Genomic DNA, 24,521 nt, shown 5'->3' with positions numbered 1-24,521 from the left:
GCGTATATTTACATCGTTGCTGTCCGACCCACCTCCTGACCCCGAGCGTGAACGTCGCGGGAGATCCGTCCCATGAATGCCGAAGCCACCGCCCTGCGCCTGCGGACGCCGCCCGGCGCGCCGTTCACGTTCGAGGTGTCCGTCGACCGCCGAACACCGCGCAGCTTCCATCTGAGCGAGCCGGGGCAGGACGCGCTGCGTCATGAGCTCGCCCGGGCGGAGCAGACGGACTACCTCGACCTCTTCGAGGCACTGGCGCGCACCTTCGGGACCCGCACGCCGCTGGCCCGCACCCCACCGCCGCCGCGACGCCGTGGGCTCCCGCTGCGACCCCTGCTGACCGAGGCCGTCGCGCCCGAGATCCTCTACGGCTACGGCGACCCGTGCGTGGTGCGGGTGGGCGAGCGCGCGTGGCGCTTGCTGGTGACCTCGAACGACGCGCCGAACGCCTTCCCCATCCTGGCCTCGAACGACCTGGCGACCTGGCGGCTGACCGGTTTCGTATTCCCGGAGGGGCGTGCCCCGGCCTGGGCGCTGACCGGCTCCAACCGGGCGGATTTCTGGGCCCCCGAGATGCACCGGGTCGGCGAAGCATACTGGCTCTGCTTCACGGCCCGCATGCAGGACCGCTCGCTGGCCATCGGCCTCGCCAGGGGCGCGAGCCCGGATGGTCCCTTCGAGGCCGATGAAGCGCCGATCGTGACGGGGGACGTGATCGACCCCCACCTCCTCGTGGACGCCCACGGCGCGCCCTGGCTTGTCTGGAAGAAGGATGACAACGGCGTGTGGCCCGGCCGGCTGGCCGCCTTGCTCCACCGGGAGCCGGCCTGGGTGCGCGAGCTGTTCGCTGCTCGCGAAGACCAGCGCACCGCGGTCCTGGCGCTGACGCTGTGGCCGTGGGTGGAGACCCTCGAGCCCATGGAGCAGTTCTTCGTCCTGCAGCCGCTGATCGAGGCGGCGACGGCGGAGTTCACGCACTTCGCGGAGCGACTGGAGAGATTGCGGGCGCGGGCGCGCGGCGCGGAGGCGGAGGAGATCGCCACGATATCGCGGGCGCTCAGGACCCGCATCCTCGCCCAGCGGCTGTCGGCGGACGGACGCAGGCTGGAGGGGGAGCCCGCCATCCTCCTCGAGAACGACCAGCCCTGGGAGGCGCACCTCATCGAGGGCGTCTGGATCACCCAGGAGGGCGGGCGCTATCACCTGCTCTACGCCGGCAACGATTTCTCGACCGCGCAGTACGGCATTGGCGCGGCCGTGGCAGACGCCCCCACGGGCCCGTACCGCAAGTCGTCGGAGGTCTTCCTGGCCTCCAGCGAGGAATGGTGGGGGCCAGGGCACCCGTCCGTCGCCGTCGGCGCCGACGGACGCCACCACGTCTTCCTGCACGCTTTCCGCCCGGGGGTGGCGGGATACAAGGCCTTCCGCGCGCTGCTCTCCGCGCCGATCCGCTTCGAGGGCGGCGTCGTCTCGCTGGACAGGTCGGTCTAGCCGGCGCGACCCCGACCCCGCGCCCCGACCAGGTTGGTGCGACCCGACCGGTCGTGCGGCCGCGAGCGCCGCCGCCCGCCTGTCAGGCGGTGCGCCGGTGCCGGGCGCGCCAGGCGGCGGGGGGGACGCCGTGGTGGCGCCGGAACAGCCGCACGAAGTGACTCGGATCGGCGTAGCCGACGCGCTCGGCGATCACCTCGACGTATTCGTCGGTCGCGAGCAGCCGGCGTCGCGCCTCGGCCAGACGCCCCTCCACGATCCACGCGCCGACCGTGCGCCCGGTGGCCTGCTTGACCGCGGTGGTCACGTGGGCAGGCGACCGCCGCACCGCCGCCGCGACCTCCTTCAGCGAGAGAGGCCCGAGGCACCGGGCCTCGATCACCGCCAGCGCCTCGGCCACGAGCGACGGCGGCTGCGGCGCCGTCGCCTGGACACCGCCGCTCGCGCGCACGACCTCCGCGAGCACCAGCGCGAGCAGGCTCTCGGCGACCACCGGCAACGCGCCCGCGGCCTGCTGCTCGCGCTCGAGCTCCCGGAGCAGCTCGAGCACGTACGCCTGCCGCGCCGCCGGCAGCTCGATCACCGGAGAGGCCCCGCCGCGGACGCGATCGAACGGCGCGAGCAGCTCGCCGTAGCGCGCCGGGTCGAGGCACGTCCGGCAGAAGCCGAGCCCCACCACCTCGCGCCGGCTCGCGGACAGCACGCGGTGCGCGTCGCCGGCAGGGATGAGGTGGAGGTGCCCGGCCCGCAGCTCGAACTCGCCGCGGTGCTCGACCCGCACGCGACCCCCGATGTACAGCGCCAGGGCGACGTACGTGTGGACCGCCGGGGTCCGCATCGGCCTGACGACGTCGCCGGAGCACGCAGGCCGCATGACCCGGATCGGCGTGGGTCCGAGATCGTCGTGGCGCACCCGCGGAGCGTACCACGCGCGCGGGACAATCCGGCTCCTCTGCGACATCGTGTCGCACCAGCGCGCGCGGGCTCGCGCGGCCGCGCCGCCGCGGTTGCCCCGCAGGCGGCGCGGCCGCGCGAGCCCGCGGCGGGTCTCTCTGCCCCCGAGCCCGCTGGCACATGGGTTGCCGACGCCGCGCGCAGGAGGTGCCCGCGCCCATGCCGCAGATCGACTCATGGCTCGACGTCACGTTCTGGCGGGAGGTTCTCCGGCACACCGTCGCGTGGGCGATCCACGCCTTGCCGGCCATGCTGCTGGTCCTGCTCCTCGCGCTCGTGATGCTCAAGGCGCTCCACTTCCTCTGCAGGCGCGTGGAGCTGTCGTTGATGAGGCGGGGCCGCACCGGCGACGTGAGGACGGTGCGCGAGATCGAGAAACGCTCCGAGACGTTGCTGGGCGTCTTCCGGACGACCGGGAAGGTGGTCATCTGGATCATGGTGGCCATGCTCGCCCTCGTTCAGCTCGGGGTCGACATCGCGCCGCTCATCGCGGTCGCCGGCATCGCCGGTCTGGCCGTCGGCTTCGGGGCGCAGGAGCTCGTGCGCGACGTGATCTCCGGCTTCTTTCTGCTGCTCGAGAACCACATCCGGGTCGGCGACGTGGTGATCGTCAACGGCACCGGCGGTCTCGTGGAGCACGTCGGCCTCCGGACGGTCACGCTGCGCGATGAATCCGGCGTGGTCCACGTCTTCCAGAACGGGAAGATCAACGCGCTCGCGAACGCGACGAAGGAGTGGTCTGCCATGGTGTTCGACGTGGGGGTCGCGACCCACGAGGATATCGACCTCGCGATGAGGGTGATGCGCGAGGCCGCGCGTGAGCTCCACGAGGACAGGCGCTACAAGGCGAGCATCCTCGAGCCGCTGGAGATCCTCGGTGTGGAGTCGTTCGACGACCGCGCGGTGGTCGTCCGCGCGCGCATCAAGACCCAGCCCGCCGAACAATGGCAGATAGGCCGGGAGTACCGCCGGCGCCTGAAGAAGGCGTTCGACGCGCACGGCATCGAGATGCCGCTCCCTCACCGGACGAGCCACTGGGCCCACGACAGCGCGCCGTCCAGGGCCGGCGCCCGCGCGGCGAACGGAGCCTCCGATGGATCGAGCGGCGCGCGGTTCGGGGAGACCGGCGCGCACGCCTGATCCCCTTGACGAGCAACGGGAATGGTCTCGCGCGTGCGCCCTGGCCGAGGTTCGATAGCGGGCTCCTCTGGAGCCCTCCAGCGTCGAACGGGCCAGCAGGGGCGCGGGCGAGCGACAACAACGTGAGGAGGCAGCCGTGAACATGCGGCCGATAGTGCCAGTCATCTCCGCCGTGGTAGCGTTCTCGAGCGTGGCTCGGGCCGAGATACTCAGCGTCAAGGTCCCGGTGGCGAACTTCCGGGCGGGCCCGTCCACGAGCGAGCCCGTCGAGTTCACCGCGACCCGGTACTACCCGGTCAAGGTCCTGGAGCGCGAGGGCGGGTGGTGCAAGATCAAGGATTTCGAGGGCGATCTGGCGTGGGTGGCCGACCGCCTCCTGACCAGGGTCAGCACGATCGTGATCAAGGTTCCACGGGGCAACGTCCGCGCGGCGCCGACGACCTCCGCCGAGGTGGCCTTCCAGACGGAGCGCGGGGAGGTGTTCAAGGTCCTCGACCGGAAGGGGCGCTGGCTCCGGGTCGTCAACGAGGGAGGCGACAAGGGCTGGGTACGCGAGGATCTGGCCTGGGGCATGAAGAAGACGAAGAAGACCGGCGACGCGAGCGGCTCGTCCTGAGCGCCTGCGCGCGAGCCCAGGGCGTCCAGCGACCGATCACCACAGGGCCCGGATGCCAGCCCGTTCCTGGCTCCCCGGCCGACGCGTGTGGTAGTCATCTCCTGTGACCCAGCCCACGCACACAACGCTCGTCGGTCGCTCCAGCTCCCATTTCACCCGCGTCGTCCGCATCTTCGCCGCGGAGCTCGGCGTCGCGTACGCCTTCCAGGTCGTGCCCGACCTGCGCTCCGTGAGCGCCGCCGACTATGCCGGCAACCCCGCGCTGCGCCTGCCCATCCTGCGGACGGGGACGACCACGTGGTTCGGCGCGCTCAACATCTGCCGCGAGCTCGCACGACGGGCGCCCGAGCCGCGGCGCGTGGTCTGGCCCGAGCTGCTCACCGACGCGCTGACCGCGAACGCGCAGGAGCTCGCCCTGCAAGCCATGGCCACCGAGGTCACGCTGATCATGAGCCAGCTCGCCGGGACGCCCAGGGATGACGCGCAGCTCATCAAGCTGGAGAAGAGCTTGCTCAACATGGTTTCCTGGCTCGACGACAACCTCCACGCAGCCCTCGCGGCCCTGCCCCAGGACCGCGACCTCAGCTACCTGGAGGTCTGTACGTTCTGCCTCGTCACGCACCTCGAGTTCCGCAACGTGCTCGCCACGAGCGGCTACCGCGCCCTGACCGCCTTCTGTGACGACTTCGGCCAGCGCGCCTCGGCGCTGGCGACCGCCTATCGCTACGACGCGCCGTGACCCCGCCGCACACGCCCGCTCCTCTGCGGGCGCGCGCTCACCGCGAGAGGTGCGCGCGGAGGAGCTCGACCTGAGCATCGCCCGGTCGATCGACGGCGCTCTCGGCTCGCTACGACGATCTCGACGTCCGCGTCGCCCCTGAGCTCCCCGGCCCCGCGGCCTTCCGCGCCGCCCGCGCTCCCCTCGACGGGCCAGGCGCCCCGCTCGACGGCGCGCGCGTCCGGAGCCCCTCGATGAACACCGTGACGAGGCGCCGCGCGCGCCCGGGCTCCGAGGGCGTCTGCTGCGCGGCGAGCGTGATGCCCGTCACCAGACACACGATGTCGTCCAGGTCGACGTCACGCCGTACCTCGCCTGCTGCCTGCGCCATCGACAGCAGGCGGGTGGCCGCCTCCGACGCCGCGGTGCACCCCGGCGTTCCGCTCTGGAACACGACGCCGAGCGAGGTCGCCAGACCGCGGTAGGTGCTCGCGTGCTCGACGAACGCCTCGAGGAACTCCGCCATGGCGTCGCCCGGCGACGCCGACGCCGCGAGCGATCGCGTCGTCCGCGCCAGCGCGTAAAGCTGCTCCTCGACGGTCGCGACGAGCAGCGCCTCGCGGGTAGGAAAATGTCGGTAGAGCGTCCCGATCCCGACCTTGGCGCGCCGGGCGACGTCCTCCATCGACGCATCGGCGCCGCGCTCCGAGAACACCTCGTCCGCGGCGGCCAGGAGCCGCTCGCGGTTGCGCCGCGCGTCCGCGCGCAGCGGGCGCGGCGCCTCGTTCGGGGGCACGGGCGGGGCCTTCGGGGTCGATCGCGCGGAGGACATTGCAAACCGGAGGATCCCTCCGTATCTTAACCGGAGCAACCCTCCGGTTAACCCGGAGGGCTCATCCAGGAGAGGTCATGAGCGGAATGACAGAACCGAAGAAGATCCGTGTCGGCGTCATCGGGGCCAGCCCGGACAGGGGCTGGGCGGCGGCGACGCACCTGCCCGCGCTCGCGTCGCTCGACGCGTTCGAGCTGACGGCGGTGAGCACCACGAGGCAGGCGAGCGCGGACGAGTCCGCGCGCCGCTTCGGGGCGCGCCACGCGTTCGACCGCGCCGAGCCGCTGATCGAGCACCCCGACGTGGATCTCGTCGTCGTCTCCGTCCGCGCGCCCGAGCACGCGCGGCACGTCCGCGCCGCCGTCGCCGCCAGGAAGGACGTGTTCTGCGAGTGGCCGCTCGGCGTCTCGCTCGCCGAGGCCACCGAGCTCGCCGGAGCCGCCGAGTCGGCCGGCGTTCGCACCGTCATCGGGCTCCAGCGGCGCCTCGCGCCGAGCGTGCGCCACCTGCGCGAGCTCGTCGCCGGCGGATACCTGGGCAAGCTGCGCTCGACGACGATGCACGTCGCGCTGCCGATGGCCGGCGCGCGGCGCTCGCGCTCGGACGCGTACGCGGCCGACGTGAGGAGCGGCGCCAACGTGCTCACGATCTTCGCCGCGCACTTCCTCGACACGGTGCTCTCCGCGGTCGGCGAGATCGAGAGCCTGTCCAGCGTCGTCGCCCGCCAGCTCGACGAGACGACGCTGATCGAGACCGGCGAGGTCCTGCCGGTGACCGCGCCGGATCAGACGCTCATCAGCGGGACGCTCGCGAACGGCGCGGTCCTGTCGGCCCACTTCGAGACCGGAAAGCGCAATGGACCCATCATGAGCTGCACCTTCACGGGCACCGAGGGCGATCTCGTCCTGTCCCACGATCTCAGCCTCTCGGGCGCCCGCGGCGATGGACAGCCGCTGGAGCCGATCCCGACGCCCGAACACCTGGCCTGGACCCGGAGGGCGGGTCTGTCCGACGACGCGCACCAGATAGCGCACGTCTATGCGGCCCACGCGAAGGACGTCGCGGAGGGCACCTCGGTCGCGCCGACGTTCCGCGACGCGTTGAAGCTGCACCGCCTCGTCGACACGATCGCCGAGGCCTCCGCGTCGGGGCGGCGCCTGCCCTGGAAGGGCTGAGCGCGCGGCGACATTTCGCGCCCGAAGCGCTAAGCTCGCCGAGCCGCGAGGAGCAGCGCTCGCAGGAGCCGGAGCGGCGCTTCCTGGAGCGGCGCATGAGTGAGGTGGAAGACCGATGCTGACGGGGAGTTGTTATTGCGGCGCCGTGCGCTTCGAGGTCGACGACGCGTTCGGCTACGCTTTCTATTGCCATTGCTCGAGGTGCCGGCGGCGCACCGGCGCTGCCTGCGCGGCCATCGGCGGGATCGAGATCGAGAGGGTCCGCGTCGCGGACAGCGAGCAGCTCTTGAGGGTCGGCGAGTGCGAGGACGGGTACCGCTGCCTCTGCAAGCAGTGCTTCTCGCCCCTGTACGATGTGGTCCGCGGGCACAAGTTCGCCCACGTGCAGCTCGGCGCGCTCGACGGCGCACCGACGAGGCGACCCGACCATCACATCTTCGCCGGATCGAAGGCGGCCTGGCATCCGATCACGGACGCGTTACCCCGGTTCGATGAATTTCCGCCGTAGCGCGGCGCTCGCCATGACCGCACCAACCCCTTGACGTGTGGCGCGGACTGTAAGAATTCGTTCAGTCACAAACAGCATGCGCAAGACGAACATCGCATCCCTGGCGCTCCTCGGGTTTCTGACGGCCTGCGGCGCCCCTCCTCCGCCCCAGCCGCCGCCGGCGCCTCCCACGGCCTCGCCGAGCGCGGCGCCCGCGGCGAGCGCGGCGCCCGCCGCGAGCGCTCCCCCTGCGGCGAGCGCGTCCGCCTCCCCGCCGCCCGCCGCTGACGACGAGTTCGCCAAGGTCGAGATCAGGGTGGAAAAGGTCGCGGGCGCGGTCTACATGCTCGAGGGCTCCGGCGGGAACATCGCCGTCTCCATCGGCGACGACGGCATCGTCATCGTCGACGATCAGTTCGCCCCTCTCGCGCCCAAGATCAGGGCGGCGCTCAAGGGCATCACCGATCGCCCGGTGCGGTTCGTCCTGAACACGCACTGGCACTTCGACCACACCGGCGGTAACGCGATCTTCGGCGCCAGCGCCCCGGTGGTCGCGCACGAGAACGTGCGGAAGCGCCTCGCCAGCGGCGGCCCGAAGCAGACGGTCGGCGACAGGACGATCGAGGCGGTCCCGCCGGCGCCGAAGGAGGCGCTCCCGGTCCTCACGTTCCAGGACAAGGTCACCATCCACCTGAACGGAGAAGAGATCCGCGCCCTGCACATCCCGAGCGGGCACACCGACGGAGACACCGTCGTTCACTTCACGAAGTCGAACGTCGTCCACATGGGCGACGACTTCGTCACGTATGGCTTCCCGTTCGTCGATCTCGTGAGCGGCGGCAGCGTGAAGGGGCTCATCGCGGCGCTCGACAGGATGGTGAAGGAGCTGCCGGCCGACGTGAAGGTGATCCCCGGGCACGGCAAGGTCTCGGGGATCGAGGACATGAAGAAGCTCTCCGATACGCTCAAGGACTGCGTGAAGCTCGTCGAGGCCGAGGTGAAGAAGAAGCGAACCTTGAAGCAGATCCAGGAGGCCAAGGTGCTCGCGAAGTACGATGAGCTCGGCAAGGGGTTCATCTCGGCCGATGCCTTCATCGAGGTCATCTTCAAGGAGCTGACCCACCAGCAAAACGTCTTCGTGCCGCACTGACGGACCGGCGCCGCCTGCCCGGGATGCAGGCCACGCTCGGGGCCGGCCGCGTCGGGAGCCTAGCCCCCGGTGGGCATGATCTTCACGTCACGCCCTTCGCGCTCCACCTCATCGAGCGGCTGCCACATGTCGCTCGCCAGCTCGAAGATGTGCGGTGGCACCACCATCGAGAAGGTGTCCCCCTTCTGATCGTTGCGCCGCTGCACGCGCTCGCGGCGCACATCGCGCGGCGCGTCCAGCACGTGAATGGTCAGACCATGCCCGCCGGCGTCGACTCGCTCGTAGAACCTCTCCCGTTCGTCCCGGCGAATCAGGCCGATTTCCAGCACGACGTTGGTCCCCACCTCGAGCAGCCTCTCGGTCAACGTCCAGATCTGATCGATGCACCGTCCGGTGCGCTCGATGTACCAGTCCAGGACGCCCGTATCCGGGCGGTCCGGTCTGAAGAGCGTCGCCATCCACTCGTCCAGGTTCAACCGCACGGCGCGCTGCTCTCGAGCGAGCCGCAGCGCGAACGTCGATTTGCCGGAGCCCACCGGGCCCACGATGAGGTGAATGTGCGCCGTGCCGCGCGGCGCGGCGTGTTGCTCGGCAAGCGTTGCGCGTGTCGAAGACATCCTCTCTTCGGTCATCGTCCTCTCCGTCATCGTTCTCTCTGTCAGCGGTCTCTCCTCGTGCGGTGAGCTCGCCGCGAGGGGCTCAGAAACGAGGACGCCAGCCGGAGGGCTGGCGCTTCATGAAGCATACCCGGGCGTTCAGGCGGCAGAGGCCTCGATCACGCTCAGCATGGCGGGCGTCTTGATCACGCGCTCCAGGCGCAGGTCGGCCGCAGCGAACATGCGGCGGAACGCCTCCTCCGTTCGCTCGCGTCCCGGCATCGAGGCCATCATCAACACGTCGAGGAGCTTTCCCGGGTGCGGCTCGTTGCCGGGCCCAGCTCGGCGACCGCGTTCAGCGCGGCGGAGTAGAGGTATGCCCAGCTCAGGTGGATGATGTGTTCATGCGGTGAAGCGGTCGAGGTGAGGCTCATACGTCAACCAGTACGGGACCTCCGTGCAGCTCGTCAAGCCGCGGTGCGCGGGGTCGCCGCGCGAGCAACGCGGAGAGTGCCCGGGCGCGTGTTGCGCGGAGTTTTCGCGCGTTGCGCGCGCCGCGGTGAGGGCTTTTCTCCGCGCGCTCAGGCCATCGTCGACCGCATGCGCGGCGCGTCGGCGCGCGCGGCGCCTCGCCGGCCGTCGTCCGGTCCGGACTGCCAGCGAGGCGCGTGATGCAAGGACTTCAGGGCTGAGCGGTGCCCTGACCTCCACCGCCGTCGTCGCCGTCGTCGTCGGTGGCGGCGAGATCGGGGCACTTCTGCGTGATGAGCTCGCACTCGGGGACAGGCGTCTCGAGCGTGCTCACCGGCGAGGCGCACGTGAGCGCGCGGAGCCGCGCGACGTGCGCCAGCAGGCAGCTCTCGTACTCGGCCACGGTCGCGGTGCAGCCGGCGCGCGCGTCGGCGGGCGGCAGACAGCTCGGCGGCGGCGCCGGCGCGGCGTCGTCCGGCTGCGCCTGCGGCTGATCGGCCTCGGTCATGCACTTCTCCTTCACCGCGTCGCACACCTGCCCGACGGTGGACCACAGGATGCCGGCGAACTCACAGGAATCTTCCTTGGAGAGCGAGAGGCTCGGCGCGAGCACCTGACACGCGGACGCGACGTCCGCGTCCGTCAGGTCCTTGAGCTGCTTGCTGCTCAGAGCGGCAGATATCGGGGCGGCCGCCAGGTCCTTGCCGCCCCAGAGGACGAGCGACAGGAACACCGAGAGCGCCCCGAATCGAGTCAGTCGGTTCATTCGTTCTCTCCCTTGTGCAGGCGGCCGTCGCCGGCCGCCGGGGGGCTCGGAGCAACCCACGTACCGGTGGCCTCGTTGTGCACGATGGGACCGCGCGCGCGGTGACCACGCGGCGCGCGAGGGAGCGAGAGGGCATCGGTCTTCCAACCTTCCTGCCTTCCTGCGCGAACGCGCGGGCGAGATCCCATGAGATCCACCCTGCCCGCCTGCCCCTCCGGCACGTGTGCGCGCGCGCTGGCCAGCGCGGGCAGGATGGGCACAGGGCTGTTCGCGGCGGGAGCGCCTCGGGCTCACCGCGGACGGCGCTCTGGTGATCCGATGAACAGAAGAGGAACCACAAGGGCGCCGGGACGCCAGGAAGGCCAGGAAGGGAATCTTTCGTCCTGGTTTCCTGGCGTCCTCGGCGTCTCGGCGGTTTTCTTTCTCCGGGCCGCTTTGCCAGGCGCGGCCGAACATCCATGGACATCACGGCGCGATGCGGTCGGTACCGCCGGGACGAGCAGGTCGGCGTCGGGGTGGGCAACGATGCGCGGGGCGCAGGGGGACGGGGGCGCGCGCGAGCGTCGGCCGGCCGGGGGAGGTGGCCGTCAGAAGAGGTCCCGCTCCCCGCCAGGATAGACGAAGGAGCTGCGGGGCGCGTGCCACGAGGCGGTCGTCACCACCTGCATCGGGCTCCCGGGCCGCAGCGCGTACACCGGGTGGTCCTTCGCGAGGAACTCGACGGACAGGAGCTCGTACGGGTCGGCCATGTCGGCGATATAAGGGTAGTTACCCGCGGTGATCCGGTCGCCGACCTTCGTCACGTAGGTGAGGTGTCCGCGCGCGACCGCGCCGATCTTGTTGCCGACGCGCGCCGTCGTCCGGATGATGGGCACGCCGCCCACCGACGTCGTCGCCACGAGCTCCCTGCCGTGCAGCTCGAGCGTCGTCTCCCCGGGCGACGCCGGCACGCCGCGCTCGGCCACGTACCGCCGCACCGTGTCGGAAGAGTTGAAGTAATGCGTGAAGAAGCGCGCGGGGCTCCCGCCGTCCGGCGTCGTGTGATCCGCGAGATCCAGCCCCAGGTAGGTGAGCGAATACGCGCCGAAGCCGGAAGTCTGCTCCGGCCTGTCGACCACGTACTGGTTCATGTAAATGGCCCTGTTCGCGGCGGGCCTCAGCTTCTTCGGCAGGAGCGCGGCGGCGGCCTCTGGGTCGGCGGGTACCCAGCTCGAGTAGAGCATCCGGCTATCGACGACCATCTGCGGCGCGGCGAGCTTCGACTCGGACATGGCGGTGTCTTTCTCCCCCCCGGGAAGGACGAGCACTATCACAGCTCGCCCCCGGAAGACCCGCCGCTGTCCGGGCGACAACACCGGAGTTAGCAGGTCAGCAGGTGAGGGGCTGTCGTCGAATCTGCTGCCCGCTCCGCGCGACGCCGGTCGTCGGCTGGGCCGGCGTCCGCGGTGATCCCGCCCGGCGCCATCGACCCCGGTCACGCGCTGGCCGAGGTTCACGCCGCCGGGCTCCAGGCCGAGCACGAGCCCGGACGGGAGCTCGTACAGCTCCCGGTGCCTCGAAGGCACCTCCGCTGCGTGGAACCAACCCTGTTCAATCCACCCGGCGCACACGGCTGCCGCGACGCTGTAAACGCGCCTGCTGCGAGCGAACCCAGCCGTCAGCGAGCCGTCCCTCGCGCGCTCGCTGCGCGCGGCGCGGCCACGCTGCGCGCGACCCGGACAGCCGCGCAGGCCGCCTTTGTCGCATCTCCTCCTCCACGCCGCCACGCCGCGCCGGGCCCGCGCCGCACCACCGCCGCTCGCGGGTGATCCACGGCCGCCAGGCCCGCGCCAGCCCCGATCCCCGAGCCCATTTGGGAAACGCTCCTGTTACCTTGGGCGACGCCCCGCAGGCACTGCGGCGCAGGTTCGAGGGCAGCGCCGGCACGCCGGCCTCTCGCCCCATCGCCAGCCGAGGTCCGGATCCAACATGCAGCAGGACACGAAGAGCGCGCGCGTCTCCTATCGTATCGAGAGCCTCGAAGCCGCGCTCGAGCAGGGGATCGACAACGAGGCGGCCGCGCTCGACGTGCTCGTGGCCGCCGCGGCGAAGGGAAACCCGCACCCCGAGCTGTGGGCGAAGCTCCATGAGGCCGCCGCGCGCCACGACCGCTTTTCCGAGCTCGCGTTCGCGTACGAGCGCTTCGCCAGCGAGCGGCGGTTCGGGATGCTCCCGCAGGCCGCCCAGGCCGAGGTCCTCGTGCACGCCGCCGAGTTCCTCGCCGACTCCTTCGGCGACCCCGGCGGCGCGCGCCCCTACCTCGAGCGCGCCCTCTCCGTCCTGCCGTCGCACCAGGAGGCCTTCGTCCGGCTCGAGCGCATCCTCAAGGAAGCGAACGAGCCGCCCAGGCTCGCCGACCTCTACGCCCTCGCCGCGAACCACCGCCCCGACCGCGCCGAGCAGCTCGCCCTGCTCCGCCGCGCCTTCGAGCTCGTCGAGGCGAGCGGCAAGGAAGAGGAGCGCGCGATCAAGCTGCTCCAGCAGATCCTCAGGATCGACCCCGGCGACGCCTCGGCGCGCTGGGCGCTCGAGTCCCGCTTCACCCGCGCCGGGCGGCTCCAGGACGTCGCGCGCCTGCTCGAGCAGGCGCTGACCACCGATCCGCCGCCGGCCGACGCGCTCGAGATCCGCGCGCGGCTCGTCGGCCTGTACAGCGGCCCGCTCAAGGAGATCGAGCGCGCGCTGCCCCACGTCGAGGAGGTGCTCGCGCAGAACCCGGCCCACGAGGGCGCCGCCCGCGCCGCCGAGGCCCTGCTCGCGCGCAAGACCGCGCTCGTGCGCGCCGCGGCGGCGCTCGAGGCGGCCCACGCGCGGCGCGGGAGGATCCAGGAGGCGGCGCGCATGATGTCCCTCCAGATCGACAACCTGCGCGGGCCGCGCCGCGTCGAGGTGCAGAAGCGGCTCGCCGAGCTGCTCTTCCAGAGGATCGGCGACCTCGCGGCGGCGTTCTCGCTGTCCGAGCAGATCCTCGCGGTCGACCCGTCCGACGAGGCCGTGCGCGAGCGCTTCGTCGCGCTCGCGTCGGCGCTCGACCGCCGCGCCGACGCGGCGCGCGTGCTCGTGCGCGCGTCCTCCGGCGCCAAGGACAAGCCGCTCCGGGCGCGCATCGCCGCCGAGCTCGGCGAGCTGTACGAGGGCCTCGGCGACGGGCGCAAGGCGCGCGGGGCGTTCCAGCAGGCGCTCGACGGCGAGCCCGACGCCGTGGCCGTGCGGCGCGCGGCGCGCGGGCTCGCGAAGCTCTGCGAGCGCGAGCGCGACGCGCGCGGGCTCGCGGGCGCTCTCGAGCGGCTCGTCGAGGCCGAGCCCGAGGCCGAGGCGCGCGAGGCCGCGGCGGAGCGGCTCGCGCGCCTCTACGAGGAGGAGCTCGGCGACATCCAGGGCGCGATCGCGGCCTACCGCAAGCTCGCCGAGGCGGGCTCCTCGCGCGAGCCGCGCGCGCTCGCCGCGCTCGAGCGGCTGTACGACGCCACCGGCGGGCACGAGGGCCTCGCGTGGGTCCTCGAGCGGCGCGCCGAGGCGGAGCCGGACCGCCGCGCGGCGCGGGTGCTCGCCTTCCGCGCGGCCGAGCTGCGCACCCGGCTCCCCGACCTGCCGGGCGCCGTCGCCGCGTGGCGGCGCTTCCTCGCGGCGTTCGGGCCGTCGCGCGAGGCGCACGCGCGGCTCGTCCCGCTGCTCGAGCAGGAGCGGCGCTGGGCCGAGCTCGAGGCGCTGCTCGAGGCCGAGGCCGAGCTCGCGGCCGGCCAGGAGCGCGCCTCGGTGCTCGCCCGGATCGGCGCGATCCGCATGGCGCGGCTCGACGATCCGGCGGGCGCGATCGCGGCGTACCGCGAGGCGCTCGCGCTCGATCCCACCGACAGGGCGAGCCGGCTCGCCGTCGAGAAGATGCTGGGGCAGCCCCCGGGCAGCGGCGCCGGCGCGAGCGGCGTGGAGTCGTCGCGGCAGAGCGCGCACCTCCACCTGACCGACGACCTGCGGATCGCGGCCTGCGCGGTGCTGGAGCCGATCGCGCGCGCGGAGGGCGCGGCGCCGCTGCTCGTGCGCGTGCTCGAGACGCGGGCGGAGATCGCGCCCGCCGCGTGGGCCGAGGGCGCGCCCGCGGCGCTCTCAGCCGACGTCCGGGGCAGGCTCGCGGCGCTCGAGGAGGCGGTGGGCATCGCCGAGCGCGAGCTCAGGGACCCGCGGCGGGCGCTCGATCTGGCGGCGCGCGGGCTGTCGCTCGCGACGGCGTCCGCGCCCGAGCGGATCTCCCGGTGGGTCGCCGAGGTCGAGCGGCTGACCGAGCACGGCAGCGAGTCGGCGCGGCGCGCGCCGGCGCTCGCCGGGGCGCTCGGCGACCGCGCTGTGGACAGCGCGCCGCTGTCGCACCTCGCGCGGCGGGCGGGCGAGGCGCTGCTCGCGAGCGGCGACGTGACGCAGGCGCTCGCCCTCTATAGGCGGGCGCTCGCCTTCGAGCCGTCGTCGCCCGAGCTCATCGCGCGCGTGGACGCGCTGCTGCGCGAGCAGGGCAGCCCCGAGGAGCGGCTCGCGCTCTACCGCGAGGCGCTCGCGCAGCCGTGCCCGCCGGCGCGGCGGCGCGAGCTGCTGCACGCGATCGGCACGATCCAGCGGCGCGACCTCGGCGATCTCGCCGGGGCGGCGGCGACGTACCGCGCGGCGATCGAGGACGATCCGGGCGACGGCGCGGCGTACGAGGCGCTGCTCGAGGCGTACGCGGCGGGCGGCGCGTGGGACGCGCTCTACGGCGCGCTCGCCGAGCGGCTCCCGAGCGTCCCGGCGGACGAGCGCGCGGCGCACGAGCTGCGCATGGGCGAGGCGGCGGCGAAGGGCGGGGACGTCGCGGGCGCGATCGGGCACTACCGCGCGATCCTCTCGGGCGGCGCGGCGCTCTCCGACGCGGCGCTCTCCGCGATGGAGGCGCTCGCGACCTCCGCGGGCGAGGCGGCGCTGCTGCGCGACGTGCTCGAGCGGCGCGTCGCCGCCGCGGGCGACCCGCAGGACGAGGCGCTCTGGCTGGAGCGGCGCGGCGATCTCGCGGCGTTCGGGATCGGCGGCGCGGCAGACGCGGGCGCCCCGGCGGCGCGCCCCGCCCCGGCGCAGGGCGACCTCGACGCCGCCGTGGCGGCCTGGCAGCGGGCCGCCGCGCTCGCCGAGGGGCCGCTCGCGGATCCGGAGCGGGCGCAGAAGCTCTACGAGCGCGTGCTCTCCGTGTCGCCGGAGCACCGCGACGCCGCCGGCCGCCTCGCGTCGCTCTACCGCGGGCAGGGGGCGTGGGAGCGGCTCGCCGCCGTCTGCGAGGTCCTGCTCGACACAGCGCCGAACGACGACGAGGCGCTCGCCGCGCTCGCGGCCCTCGAGGACGCGGCGATCCGGGCGCGCGCGACGTCGCGCTTCGTCGACGCCGCGCTCGAGCTGCGCGACCGCGTCGGGGCTGAGGGGGAGGGGAGCGCCGGCAAGGCGGCGGCGCGCGCCCGCGCGATCGACGCCGCGCTCGCGCGCGTGCTCGCCGCCGATCCCGACCGGCAGGACGACGCCGCGGCCGTCTACCGGCGCCTGCTCGCGCCGCCCGCGGCCGGCGACGCCGCGCCGGCCGCGCTCGATCCGGCCGCGCTGGAGGCGTTCCGCGCCTTCCTCGCGCAGAGCCCGGACACGCTGGCGCGCCGCGTGGACCGGCGCTGGCTCTTCACGCTCCTCGCGGAGCGCGCCCACGAGGGCGAGCGCCTCCGGGCGCTCGCCGCGTGGGCCGCGTGGGAGGAGGAGATCGGCGAGCGCGCCGCGGCCGCGGCGCTCTACGCGCGGCTCGTCGAGGCGGACCCGGAGAACGACGACGCGCTCGCGGCGCGGGGGCGCCTGCTCGAAGGCCTCGGCGACCACGAGGGCGCCGCCGAGGCGCTCGCGATGCGCCGCGACCGCAGCGAGGGCAGCGCGCGCGTCGCGCTCGACGTCGAGCTCGCGAGGCTTTTGCTCGACCGGCTGGACCGCCCGGCCGACGCGCTCGACGCGATCGCGCCGGCGATCGAGGCCGGCACGATCGAGCCCGCGGTCCTCGAGGTGGCCGAGCGCGCGCTCCGGCGCCCCGAGACGCAGGCGCGCGCCGCGCTGCTCCTCGAGCGGGCGTGCGACGCGCTCGACGACCCCGCGGCGCGCGCCGCGCTGCTCGAGACGCTGCTCGCGAGCTCGCCCGCGCCGCGCCCGCCGGCGGGCGCCGCGCCGGGCGGCGCCCTGGACGCCGAGCGGCTCGCGGCCGAGCAGGCCGCCGCCGTCCGCCGCGGCTGGTTCGAGCGCCTCCTCGAGCTCCACGACCAGGACGTCGAGCGCGGCCTCGAGGTCGCGCTGCGCGCGGTCTCCGAGCTGCCGGGCGAGCTCGCCCTCTGGGACCGGCTCGAGGACCTCGGGCGCCGGGCGAACCAGCCCGAGCGCGTCGCGGCCGCGTACGCCGCGGCGCTTGATGGCGCGGGGGCGGGCGCGGCGCTGCCGCCCGACGTCATCGAGGAGATCGGCCGGCGCGGCGTCGAGCACCACGAGGAGTGGTTCGACGCGCCCGAGGCCGCCCTCGCGCTGCTCCGGCGGCTCGTGGAGCTCGTGCCGGGCTCGCTCTGGGGCTTCGAGCGGCTCAAGCTCGCCTACAACGCGGCCGAGCGCTGGGAGGACCTCTTCGCGCTCTACGACGCGATGCTCGAGCGCACGCCGGCGGCCGACGAGCGCATCTTCCTCCTCGAGGACGCCGCGGCGGTCGCGCGCGATCTCGCCGGCGACGGCGAGCGCACGATGCGCTACCTCGAGCAGCTCCTGCCGCTCCAGGACGACGCGCGCACCCGCGCCGCGCTCGAGCGGCTCTACGAGCGGCACGGCAGGCACCGCCCGCTCATCGATCTCCTCTCGGCCGAGCTGCCGAGGCTCTCCGGCGACGTCGCGGAGCGGCTGCGCGAGCGGATCGCGCTGCTCTGGATCGAGGGCGCCGGCGACGCCGCCTCGGCGCTCCCCGTCGTCGAGCAGATCCTCGACGCGCACCCCGGGTCCGGCGCCGCCTTCCCGCTGCTCGAGCGGATCCTCGCGGCGATCCCGCCCGAGCAGGCGCCCGCCGGCGAGGCCGGCGCGCTGCCCGCGCGCGCGGCGCGGCAGCGCTCGGCCGTCCTGCTCGCGCGGCGCTACCGCGAGGAGGGGCGGCCGGAGGACCTCGTGCGCGTGCTCGAGATCCAGCTCGAGGGCGCCGACGTCGACGACCGCCCGGCGCTGCTGCGCGAGATCGTGCGGCTCCGGCGCGACGCCCTCGGCGACGAGCCGGGCGCGTTCGCGCGGCTCGCCGAGCTCGTCGAGGTCCGGCCGACCGAGGCCGGAGCGCGCGCCGAGCTCGCCGAGCTCGCCGAGCGCCTCGGCCGGCACGACCGCCTGGCCGAGGTCCTCGCCGCGGCCGAGCCGCGCGCCGGCGACCCGCAGCAGGCGCTCGCGCTCCTCCGCGACGCCGCGCTGATACGCCGCGACCGGCTGCGGGACGCCGACGGGGCGATCGCGCTCTTCCGACGGCTCTCCTCGCTCGCCGAGCGACACGGCGACGCCGCGGCCGCGCGGGACGCCGCGCGCGCGCTGGATCGGCTCTTCGCCGAGAACGACCGCGTCGCCGAGCGGTGCGACGTGCTCGACACGCTCGCCGCGATCGAGGACGACCCGGCGGCGCGGCGCGAGGCCCTGGGCGAGCTCGCGCGGCTCGCGTCGGCGCGGCTCCGCGACGAGGCGCGGGCGATCGCCGCGTACTCGGCGCGCCTCGCCGACGACCGGCAGGACCTCCAGGCGCTCGACGGGCTCGCGGCGCTCCTCGAGGAGGGCGGCCGCTACCGGGAGCTCACGGCCGTGCTGGAGCGCCGCGCGGCCGTGCGCGGCGGCGAGGGCGCCCGGCGCGACCTCGCGCGCGTCGCGCGGATCTTCGAGCGCGAGCTCGGCGACGTCGAGCAGGCGATCGCCACCTGGCGCCGCGTCCGCGAGGAGCTCTCGCCCGACCCCGAGAGCGGCGACGCGCTGGCCGCGCTCTACACGCGCACCGAGCGCTGGGACGACCTCGTCGCGCTGCTCGAGGCCGAGGCGACCGCGGCCGGCGCGCTCCCTGGCGCGGCCGGGGCGGCGCGCAGCGCGGAGCTCTTCCGGCGGCTCGGCGACGCGCACCGCGATCGCACGCGCGCGTGGGAGCGCGCCGTCCAGGGCTACCGCCGCGCGCACGAGGCCGAGCGGGCCGCGCGCGCCGACGGCGGCGAGGACGCCGCGCGCGCCGACGGCGGCGGCGAGCGCGGGGAGGGGACCGCGCGCGGGTCGTCCACGGCGCGCGCCGGCCTCGAGGAGCTGCTCCGCCGCGTCGATCCGTCGTCGCCCGAGCACCGCGGCGCGCTCGTCGCCGCCGTCGGCGCGCTGCTCGAGATCTGCGCCGCCGCGGACGACTGGCGCGGCCAGGTCGCGCTGCTCGAGCCCCGGCTCGCCGCGGCCGAGACGGACGCCGAGCGGGTCGCCATCCTGAAGGCCTCCGCCGCGCTCGTCGAGGAGCGCGGCGGCGACCGGGAGGGCGCCTTCGAGCTCGCCTTCCGCGCGTTCCTGCTCTCGCCGGGCGCCGAGCCGCCCGAGGGCCTCCTGCGGCTCACCGACCTCGCGGCCCGCTGGCACACGATCGCCGACGCGCTCCTCGAGCTCGAGCGCCGCGGCGACGTCCCCGCCGCCACGCTCCGCGACCTCACCTTCCGCGTCGGCCGCTGGCACCGCGACGCGCGCGCCGACCAGGACGCGGCCGAGCGCGCCTTCGAGCAGGCGCTCCGCCACGACCCGACGAACGGCGCGATCCTGCTCGATCTCGCGGAGCTCTTGCGGCACCGGCGCGGCCCCGCGCTCGTCCCGACCCTGCTCCGGCTCGCGGCGGCGACCGGGCACGACCTCGCCCTCTACCGCGAGGCCGTCGAGACGGCGCGCGACGTCGCCGGCGACGCGGCGCGGGCCCGCGAGATCGCCGCGGAGCTCCTCGAGATCGCCGTGCGCCGCCTCGGCGACGAGGACGCGCAGGCCCAGGGCCCCGGCGCGTGGCCCCCGGCGCGCGCCGCGCTGTGGGCCATCGACGCGCTCGTCACCATGCTCGCGGACGCGGGCGACAGGCCGCAGATCGTCGCGCTCTGCCGCCGCGGCGCCGCGCTCCCGCTCGCGTCGACCGAGCGACGCCGGCTCCTGCGCGTCGCGGCCGAGGCGGCCGAGCCCGAGGAGGCGATCGCCCTCTACGGCGGGCTCTTCGACGAGGACCCTGCGGACGAGCCTGTCGGCGAGCGCCTCGCGGCGCTCCTCCGGGCGGCCTCGCGGCGCGACGAGCTCGTGCGGCTGCGCGCGCGGCAGATCGAGGTCTCCGCCGACGTCGAGCGCCGCGTCGCGCTCCGGTACGACGCCGCCGAGCTCCTCGCCGAGACGCCGCGCTCCGCCGAGGCGCTCGCGCTGCTCCGCCAGAACCTCGCCGAGAGCCCGGGCCACGCAGCGTCCGTCGACCGGCTCGCCGCGCTGCTCGAGGCGGGCGGCCTGCACCGCGAGCTCATGCTGCTGCGCGAGGAGCAGGCGACGGCGCGCGAGGCGGCCGGCGGCGGCCCGGCGTCCGCCGAGCTCTGGCTCGAGGCGGCGTCCCTCGCCGAGCACGAGCTCAACGAGCCCGAGCGCGCGATCGCGAGCTACCGCCGCGCCGCGGCGGTCGGCTCGGCCGAGGCGCTCGACGCCCTCGCCCGGCTCCTCTCGCGCCGCGGCGAGCACGCGGCGGCCGCCGAGGCGCTCGAGCGGCTCTGCGCCGGCGCGCCGGCGGACGAGCTGCACCAGGCCGCGCTCCGCCTCGCCGACGCGTACCTCGCCGCCGGCGAGGCCGACCGCGCCCGCGCCGCGCTCGAGCGGGCGCTGCCCCGCGCCGCGCAGCCCGCGCCGCTCCGCGAGCGGCTCGCGTACCTCTACCGCGCCTCGGGCGCGTGGGGCGCGCTGGCCGAGCTCATCGCGGGCGACGCCGCGCGCGCCCGCGGCGAAGGAGGCGACGCGCAGGCCCGGCTCGCGCTCCTCCGCGAGGCCGCGGACCTCTACCTCACCCGCGGCGGCGCGCCCGCCGCCGCGATCCCGCTCTTCGACGAGGCGATCCTCCTCGCCCCGGACGACCTCTCGCTGCGCCTCTCGCGCAGCCGCGCCCTCACCGCCGCGGGGAGGACCGAGGACGCGACCGCGGCCCTGCGCGGGATCATCGCCGACTTCGGCGGCCGCCGCCCCAAGGAGCGCGCGCTCGTCCACGACGAGCTCGCCCGCGTCGCGCTCGCCGCGGGCGACCGCGCCCGCGCGATGGCGGAGTTCGACAACGCGCTGCGCATCGATCCCGCGCACACGGGCGCGCTCGACGGCCTCGCCGGCCTCGCCCTCGAGGACGGCCAGCTCGAGCGCGCGCACCGCGCTTACCGCGCGCTGCTGCTCGTCGCGCGCCGGCCGCGGGACGAGGGCGAGGGGCTCACCGGCACGCGGCGCAGCTCCCTGCCGCCGGCGCGCTCGAGCCTGGCGAGCCGCCCTGTGGCGACGTCGTTCAGCCGGGCCGAGGTCCTGCTCGCGCTCGGCGAGATCGCGCGGCGCCAGGGCGCGCCCGATCGCGAGGCCGAGTACGTCGAGTCCGCGTTCGAGGCGGCGCGCGAGAGCGAGGCCGAGCACGACAAGCTGCTCGCCGCGCTGCGCGCCCGCGGGCGCCACGACCTGCTCGCCCGCGCCCTCGAGGCGCGGCTCGGCGGCCCCGCCCTGGAGCCCGCCGAGGACGCCGCCGCCGCGCTCGGCGAGCTCGCGTCGCTCTACGAGGGCCCGCTCGACCGCCCCGAGCCCGCGCTGACGGCCCGCCTGCGCGCTCTCGACCTCACCCCCGCCGCGGCGGCCGCCCACGACGCCGCCCTCGAGCTCGCGCGCCGGCTCGACCAGGTGCCCCGGTATCTGGAGCTCGTCGAGCGGCTCGTCGCCCGCGCGGCCGGCGAGCCGTACGAGGTCGCGCTGCTGCTCCGCTTCGGCCGCGCCCTCGAGCTCCCGCCGGGCGACCTGGAGCGCGCCGCGGCCGTCTACCGCCGCGCCGAGGCGCGGATCGCGGCCGGCGTGCCCGCTGCTGGCCGCGCGCGCGAGGCGGAGATCGACGTCGAGCAGCTCTGGCGCTCGCTGGAGGCCATCCACGAGCGCCTCGGCGACCGCCTGGCGCAGGCCGACGTCCTCCGCAAGCGCATCGCCCACGCCGACGCCGCGCGCCCCGACGCCTCGCCGGAGGCCCGCCCGGATCGCGCCGATCCGCGCTACCGCCTCGCGTCGCTGCTCGCCGCCGACGCCGCGGAGGTCGATCAGGCGATCACGCTCCTCGAGGAGGCGCTCGATCTCCACGCCGACGCCGACCGCGCCGAGGCGATCCTGCGGCACGCGCTCCGCACCGATCCGAGGAACCCGCGCGCCATCCGCCTCTTCGAGCGGCTCGCCCGGCAGAGCGGGCGCCCGCGCGCGCTCGTCGACGCGCTCCTGCTCCTCGCGGAGGTCGAGGGCCCCGGGGTCCTCGAGGAGGCGGTGCGCACCGCCCGCGCGCTCGGCGATCGCGGCCAGGCCGAGACGATCCTGCAGCGCATCGTCGGCGCGGGCGGGCCGCCCACGTCCGACCCGCCCGGCGCCGCGTGGGCGCTCGTCGCGCTCGCCGAGCTCCGCGAGGAGGCCGGCGATCTCGCGGCCGCCGCGTGGCTGTCCGAGCGCGCCGCGCGCGTCTCTGCGCCCGAGGAGGAGCGCGCGCTGCTCCTGCACGCCGCGGCGCTCGCCGCCGGCCCGCTCGACGACCTCCCCCGCGCCGCGCGCCTGTACGAGGAGCTCCGCGGCCGCGAGCCCGCCGAGCGCGAGATCTGGATGCCGCTCGCCGGCGTCTACCGCCGGAGCGGCGACGCCGCGCGGCTCTCCGCGCTGCTCGAGGAGACGGTCCCCCTCGTCGACGACCTCTCCGAGCGCTGCGCGCTGCGCCTCGAGCGCGCGCGCCTGCTCGCGCGCGAGTCGCCGGACCAGGCGGCGCTCCTGCTCCGCGACATCCTCGACGAGGATCCGAGCCAGGTCGAGGCGGCCATCTTGCTCGCCACGATGCTCGAGGAGGCGGGCCGCACCGAGGAGCTCGGCGAGCTCTTCGCGCTCCAGCTCGACGCCGCGAAGGACCGCGCCGACCTCGCCTCCATCGCCTCGATCTCGATGCGCCTCGGCGCCCTCCTCGAGCAGCGCGGCGACGACCGCGGCGCGCGCGACGTCTACCTCGGGGCCGCGGACTGGGACAGCGGAAACCGCGACGTCCTGCGCGCGCTCGTGCGCCTCGGCCGCAAGCGCGACGGCACCGACGACCTCGTCGACGCCCTCGAGAAGCTCCTGCGCACCGAGCAGGGCGGCGAGGCGGCGCAGATCGCCCTGGAGCTCTCCGGGCTCCACGCCGCGCGCGGCGACGACGCCGCCGCCGAGGCCGCCCTCAAGGCCGGCTACGCCGTCTGCCCCGCGAGCGACAGGCTCCGCGAGGAGCTCGCCTCGCGCTACGCGGCCCGCGAGGCGTGGCACGCGCTCGCCGACCTGCACGTGCTCACCGCGCAGGTCGCCGGCACCGACGAGGCCCGCGTCGAGTCGCTCTGCCGCGCCGCCGAGCTCCTGCGCGATCGCGCGGGCGACGCCGCGGCCGCGGCCGAGCTCCTCGAGCGCGCGCTCCGCATCGCCCCCGGCGACCGCGACGTCCTGCTCGCGCTGATCGACGCGTGCGGCGCGGTGGGCGAGCACGCCCGCGCGGCCCGCGCGCTCACGGCGACCCTCGAGGCGAGCCCGGACGACCCGTGGCTCTACCGCGCGCGCGCCGAGGTGTACGGCGCGCTCGGCCAGGGCGACCGCGCGCTCGCCGACCTCGAGCGCGCCTACGCCCTCGGCGGCGCCGAGTACGCGCGCGAGCTCGTCGCCGGCCTCGAGCGGGCGCTCGAGCGAGCAGCCGCGCGCCCCGCCGAGGCCGAGCCCGCGCCCTCGGAGCCCGCGCCGGAGGGCGCCGCGTCGCCCCGCGCGCGCCGGCTGCGCCTCGCCGAGATCCTCGCGCGCTCGGGCGATCTCGAGCGCGCGCGCGCGCACCTCGGCGATCTGCTCCACGTCGACTCCAAGGATCGCGCGGCGCTCAAGGCGCTCGCCGGCCTCGAGGAGTCTGCCGAGCGGTGGGACGCCGCGAGCGCCGTCTACCGCAGGCTCATCGCGCTCGAGGAGGGCGACGCCCTCGTCGCCACGGCGCTCCGCCTGGCCGGCGCCTGCTCGCGCGCCGGCCACCTGGCCGACGCCCGCGGCGGCCTCGAGCGCGCGCTCCGCGCCGCGCCGGGCAACGCCGCGATCCGCGAGCGCCTGCGCGCGCTCTACGCCGAGATCGGCGCGAGCCGCGAGCTCGCCGCGATCACGCTCGAGGACGCCGCGGCCGCGCCCGACGTGGCGGGTCGCTTCGCGCTCCTCGTGGCTGCCGGCCGCCTGCTCCTCGAGGTCGGCGACGCCGCACAGGCGGTCTCGGCGCTCCGCGAGGCGCGCTCGCTGCGCCCGCAGGATCACGAGGTCGGCGTCCTGCTCATCGACGCCTTGACGGCCGCGGGCAACCCCAGGGAGGCGCGCGCGCTCACTGCGGAGCTCATTGCCGCCAACAAGGGGCGTCGCTCGCGGCTCCTCGGCGCCGTCTACCACCGCCTGGCGCGGATCGAGGACGCCGAGGGGAATCCGCGCGAGTCGCTCGCGGCGCTCACCAGGGCGCTCGAGAACGACCCTCAGAACGGCGAGCTCGCCATGGCGCTCGGCGAGAGCGCGCTCGGGCTCGGCGAGCAGGACATTGCCGCGCGCGCTTACCGTGCGGTCACCCTGATGAAGATTGCCCCTGAGCCCGGCGAGGCCGGCACCACGCTGGCCGCGCGCGCGCTCGCCTATTACCACCTCGGGGCGATGGCGCTCGCCGCCGGCGACCGCCGGAGAGCGCGCTTGATGCTCGACAAGTCCGTCTCCGAGGACGCTTCGCTCGAGGCGGCCCGGGCGCTCCTCGACGAGCTGCGCGCCGGCTAAACCCCCCTCCGGC

General features: G+C 75.1%; 15 protein-coding genes. 8 read left to right on the top strand and 7 right to left on the bottom strand.

What is annotated here, in order from left to right; all coding sequences use genetic code 11:
• The first annotated feature begins 72 nt into the window (after positions 1-72).
• Positions 73-1,491: a family 43 glycosylhydrolase gene (locus WMF24_RS34535; RefSeq protein ID WP_437731705.1), complete on the top strand. Its 1,419-nt coding sequence runs from the start codon at positions 73-75 to the stop codon at positions 1,489-1,491.
• Between the two features lie 82 nt (positions 1,492-1,573).
• Here WMF24_RS34535 and WMF24_RS34530 read toward each other — a convergent pair whose 3' ends face one another.
• Positions 1,574-2,404 carry a helix-turn-helix domain-containing protein gene (locus tag WMF24_RS34530; protein ID WP_437731704.1) on the bottom strand — a complete coding sequence of 277 codons (831 nt, stop codon included), beginning with the start codon at positions 2,402-2,404 and terminating at the stop codon, positions 1,574-1,576.
• Positions 2,405-2,604: 200 nt separating this feature from the next.
• On the opposite strand from WMF24_RS34530, the gene WMF24_RS34525 reads away from it, so the two are divergent.
• From WMF24_RS34525 to WMF24_RS34515, 3 genes are all read left to right on the top strand, one after another.
• Positions 2,605-3,585 carry a mechanosensitive ion channel family protein gene (locus WMF24_RS34525; protein WP_437731703.1) on the top strand — a complete coding sequence of 327 codons (981 nt, stop codon included), beginning with the start codon at positions 2,605-2,607 and terminating at the stop codon, positions 3,583-3,585.
• Positions 3,586-3,727: 142 nt separating this feature from the next.
• Positions 3,728-4,201, top strand: a complete 474-nt coding sequence (locus WMF24_RS34520; RefSeq protein WP_437738885.1) for an SH3 domain-containing protein — start codon at positions 3,728-3,730, stop codon at positions 4,199-4,201.
• 103 nt (positions 4,202-4,304) lie between these two features.
• On the top strand, positions 4,305-4,940 hold the full coding sequence (locus WMF24_RS34515) for a glutathione S-transferase N-terminal domain-containing protein (RefSeq protein WP_437731702.1): 636 nt from the start codon (positions 4,305-4,307) through the stop codon (positions 4,938-4,940).
• Between the two features lie 109 nt (positions 4,941-5,049).
• Here the strand turns inward: WMF24_RS34515 and WMF24_RS34510 are convergent, their stop codons facing one another.
• Complete coding sequence (locus WMF24_RS34510) at positions 5,050-5,751, bottom strand: TetR/AcrR family transcriptional regulator (protein WP_437731701.1); 702 nt, start codon at positions 5,749-5,751, stop codon at positions 5,050-5,052.
• A 77-nt stretch (positions 5,752-5,828) separates the two neighbouring features.
• Between WMF24_RS34510 and WMF24_RS34505 the strand changes: the two genes are divergently transcribed.
• From WMF24_RS34505 to WMF24_RS34495, 3 genes are all read left to right on the top strand, one after another.
• On the top strand, positions 5,829-6,926 hold the full coding sequence (locus WMF24_RS34505) for a Gfo/Idh/MocA family protein (protein WP_437731700.1): 1,098 nt from the start codon (positions 5,829-5,831) through the stop codon (positions 6,924-6,926).
• Between the two features lie 115 nt (positions 6,927-7,041).
• Positions 7,042-7,434, top strand: coding sequence for a GFA family protein (locus WMF24_RS34500; protein ID WP_437731699.1), 393 nt, complete (start codon positions 7,042-7,044; stop codon positions 7,432-7,434).
• A 76-nt stretch (positions 7,435-7,510) separates the two neighbouring features.
• Positions 7,511-8,563 carry an MBL fold metallo-hydrolase gene (locus WMF24_RS34495; protein ID WP_437731698.1) on the top strand — a complete coding sequence of 351 codons (1,053 nt, stop codon included), beginning with the start codon at positions 7,511-7,513 and terminating at the stop codon, positions 8,561-8,563.
• A gap of 59 nt (positions 8,564-8,622) precedes the next feature.
• On the opposite strand, the gene WMF24_RS34490 is transcribed toward WMF24_RS34495, so the two are convergent.
• The 5 genes from WMF24_RS34490 to WMF24_RS34470 form a co-directional block, all read right to left on the bottom strand.
• Positions 8,623-9,195, bottom strand: a complete 573-nt coding sequence (locus WMF24_RS34490; RefSeq protein ID WP_437731697.1) for an AAA family ATPase — start codon at positions 9,193-9,195, stop codon at positions 8,623-8,625.
• A 123-nt stretch (positions 9,196-9,318) separates the two neighbouring features.
• Positions 9,319-9,441 (bottom strand): hypothetical protein, encoded by a 123-nt coding sequence (locus WMF24_RS34485; protein ID WP_437731696.1) that lies wholly within the window; start codon positions 9,439-9,441, stop codon positions 9,319-9,321.
• A gap of 11 nt (positions 9,442-9,452) precedes the next feature.
• Positions 9,453-9,593: a hypothetical protein gene (locus WMF24_RS34480; RefSeq protein WP_437731695.1), complete on the bottom strand. Its 141-nt coding sequence runs from the start codon at positions 9,591-9,593 to the stop codon at positions 9,453-9,455.
• Positions 9,594-9,841: 248 nt separating this feature from the next.
• The gene (locus tag WMF24_RS34475; RefSeq protein WP_437731694.1) at positions 9,842-10,396 is read right to left on the bottom strand and encodes a hypothetical protein; all 555 of its coding nucleotides are present in this window, start codon (positions 10,394-10,396) and stop codon (positions 9,842-9,844) included.
• A gap of 587 nt (positions 10,397-10,983) precedes the next feature.
• Positions 10,984-11,667: a hypothetical protein gene (locus WMF24_RS34470; RefSeq protein WP_437731693.1), complete on the bottom strand. Its 684-nt coding sequence runs from the start codon at positions 11,665-11,667 to the stop codon at positions 10,984-10,986.
• A gap of 697 nt (positions 11,668-12,364) precedes the next feature.
• Here WMF24_RS34470 and WMF24_RS34465 point away from each other — a divergent pair.
• Positions 12,365-24,508 (top strand): tetratricopeptide repeat protein, encoded by a 12,144-nt coding sequence (locus WMF24_RS34465; RefSeq protein WP_437731692.1) that lies wholly within the window; start codon positions 12,365-12,367, stop codon positions 24,506-24,508.
• Positions 24,509-24,521: the final 13 nt, after the last annotated feature.

The organism is Sorangium sp. So ce1335, from assembly GCF_051521615.1.
Taxonomy (GTDB): Bacteria; Myxococcota_A; Polyangia; order Polyangiales; family Polyangiaceae; genus Sorangium.
The sequence above is the reverse complement of the archived record's forward strand: the minus strand, read 5'-3'. Positions and strand labels throughout refer to the sequence as shown.

Bases quoted from the DNA above. Each gene is read 5' to 3' on its own strand.
- WMF24_RS34535 (WP_437731705.1), top strand. From the start codon at position 73: ATGAATGCCGAAGCCACCGCCCTGCGCCTGCGGACGCCGCCCGGCGCG.
- WMF24_RS34505 (WP_437731700.1), top strand. From the start codon at position 5,829: ATGAGCGGAATGACAGAACCGAAGAAGATCCGTGTCGGCGTCATCGGG.
- WMF24_RS34480 (WP_437731695.1), bottom strand. From the start codon at position 9,593: ATGAGCCTCACCTCGACCGCTTCACCGCATGAACACATCATCCACCTG.
- WMF24_RS34525 (WP_437731703.1), top strand. From the start codon at position 2,605: ATGCCGCAGATCGACTCATGGCTCGACGTCACGTTCTGGCGGGAGGTT.
- WMF24_RS34470 (WP_437731693.1), bottom strand. From the start codon at position 11,667: ATGTCCGAGTCGAAGCTCGCCGCGCCGCAGATGGTCGTCGATAGCCGG.
- WMF24_RS34475 (WP_437731694.1), bottom strand. From the start codon at position 10,396: ATGAACCGACTGACTCGATTCGGGGCGCTCTCGGTGTTCCTGTCGCTC.
- WMF24_RS34495 (WP_437731698.1), top strand. From the start codon at position 7,511: ATGCGCAAGACGAACATCGCATCCCTGGCGCTCCTCGGGTTTCTGACG.
- WMF24_RS34500 (WP_437731699.1), top strand. From the start codon at position 7,042: ATGCTGACGGGGAGTTGTTATTGCGGCGCCGTGCGCTTCGAGGTCGAC.
- WMF24_RS34465 (WP_437731692.1), top strand. From the start codon at position 12,365: ATGCAGCAGGACACGAAGAGCGCGCGCGTCTCCTATCGTATCGAGAGC.
- WMF24_RS34490 (WP_437731697.1), bottom strand. From the start codon at position 9,195: ATGACCGAAGAGAGGATGTCTTCGACACGCGCAACGCTTGCCGAGCAA.
- WMF24_RS34520 (WP_437738885.1), top strand. From the start codon at position 3,728: ATGCGGCCGATAGTGCCAGTCATCTCCGCCGTGGTAGCGTTCTCGAGC.
- WMF24_RS34485 (WP_437731696.1), bottom strand. From the start codon at position 9,441: ATGCCGGGACGCGAGCGAACGGAGGAGGCGTTCCGCCGCATGTTCGCT.
- WMF24_RS34510 (WP_437731701.1), bottom strand. From the start codon at position 5,751: ATGTCCTCCGCGCGATCGACCCCGAAGGCCCCGCCCGTGCCCCCGAAC.